This window comes from Ignavibacteria bacterium, assembly GCA_016873775.1.
In the GTDB taxonomy this organism is placed as follows: domain Bacteria; phylum Bacteroidota; class Ignavibacteria; order UBA10030; family F1-140-MAGs086; genus JAGXRH01.
Genome location: VGWC01000157.1, coordinates 1 through 1,520 on the forward strand (window position 1 = coordinate 1; position 1,520 = coordinate 1,520).

Consider the following 1,520-nt stretch of genomic DNA (forward strand, 5'->3'; position numbering starts at 1 on the left):
GGAGAAAAAGTAAAAAAACTTCCCGTGCCGCAACCGGGATTTACGTTTGTCCGCCACGCAACCGATTTAGTTTGTCCGATGAATTATCTCGAAAGTTTAACAACAAAAGGGGAATTGATTTTTGAGAAAAAATTCAAAGGATAATTTCATTACAACAACTATTTTTTCATCTAACTACTCCAACTCAATTACTTCGTTATGAAAAACAAACTACTGATTCTTCTCGCAATCATAAGCATTTGCTCACAACTTCTCTTTTCTCAAACTATCACGCCGGATATTTATTCGTGGAAAAGAAACACAACAGGAATAACAGGATACAACAATATTCCCGCCGATGTGCAGCACGTACATTACACAAGCGATTATGTGTACGTTGCGAGCACGAACATTCCATCGTATCCCATTGGTCCTTGGAATGGAAATCCGAACGGCGCGACAAATCAGAATTTCATTTTCAAAATTTCTCGCCATCCCGTTGAAAACACCGGAACAAAAACTAGAACTGCGCTTGGTCATATCGGCGTTCTTTCCAACGGCGTAACGTTTTTCAATCCCAAAGATGCAATGTCGTACCACAATCAAAATATCTGGCATCAAAACGCAGTTGTGGTAGAAGCGCCGTCGTTTGATTCGTGTCTTGGTCATCCGCAGCAACAAGGAGAGTATCATCATCACCAAAATCCAAAGTGTTTATACACGCCTACACCAAATCAACATTCACCAGTTATTGGTTTTTCTTTTGATGGATTTCCAATTTACGGCGCGTATGCTTTTGAAAACACAAATGGAACAGGAAACATTGTGAGAATGAAAACAAGTTTTCGCAAACGCAACATTACACAACGCCATACACTGCCTAATGGAACAATCCTCCCAACAACGCAATACGGTCCCGATGTTTCAACGCAATATCCGCTCAGTTATTACATTGAAGATTTTGAGTTCGTGAATGGTTTGGGAAATCTGGATAGCAACAACGGGCGATTTTCCGTAACGCCGGAATATCCCAACGGAACGTACGCATATTTCGCCACAATGGATTCGCTTGGAAATTCTGAATATCCGTACTTGATTGGTCCGCAATATTATGGCGTTGTAACAGCAGGAAACACGGGACCAAACAGCGGACACAACACTGTTCCTGATTCTGCAATTGAATACTCGGGACAAACAGGAGCGAGTGAAAATAATTTTTCACTGAATACATTTTCTCTTTTGCAAAATTATCCGAATCCGTTTAACCCGAAAACAAAATTGTCCTTTGTTATTAGTCATTCGTCATTAGTAAATCTCAGAGTGTATAATATCCTCGGTCAAGAAGTTGCAACGTTGATTCACAGCAGAATAATGGATAAAGGAATACACGAAATACAATTTGATGCAACAAACATTTCTTCGGGAATGTATTTCTATCGCCTAACAACAAATACATTTTCTGAAACAAAGAAAATGATTTTACTAAAATAAATTCTGCCACCAATTACACCAATTTTCACGAAAGAAAAATTAGTGTTCAT

Annotated in this window: 1 protein-coding gene; it reads left to right on the top strand. The window is 39.1% G+C overall.

The genetic code is table 11. From position 1 onward, the window contains the following. The first annotated feature begins 198 nt into the window (after positions 1-198). Positions 199-1,470 (top strand): YHYH protein, encoded by a 1,272-nt coding sequence (locus FJ218_11540; protein MBM4167534.1) that lies wholly within the window; start codon positions 199-201, stop codon positions 1,468-1,470. Positions 1,471-1,520 lie beyond the last annotated feature (50 nt).

Bases quoted from the DNA above. Each gene is read 5' to 3' on its own strand.
- FJ218_11540 (MBM4167534.1), top strand. From the start codon at position 199: ATGAAAAACAAACTACTGATTCTTCTCGCAATCATAAGCATTTGCTCA.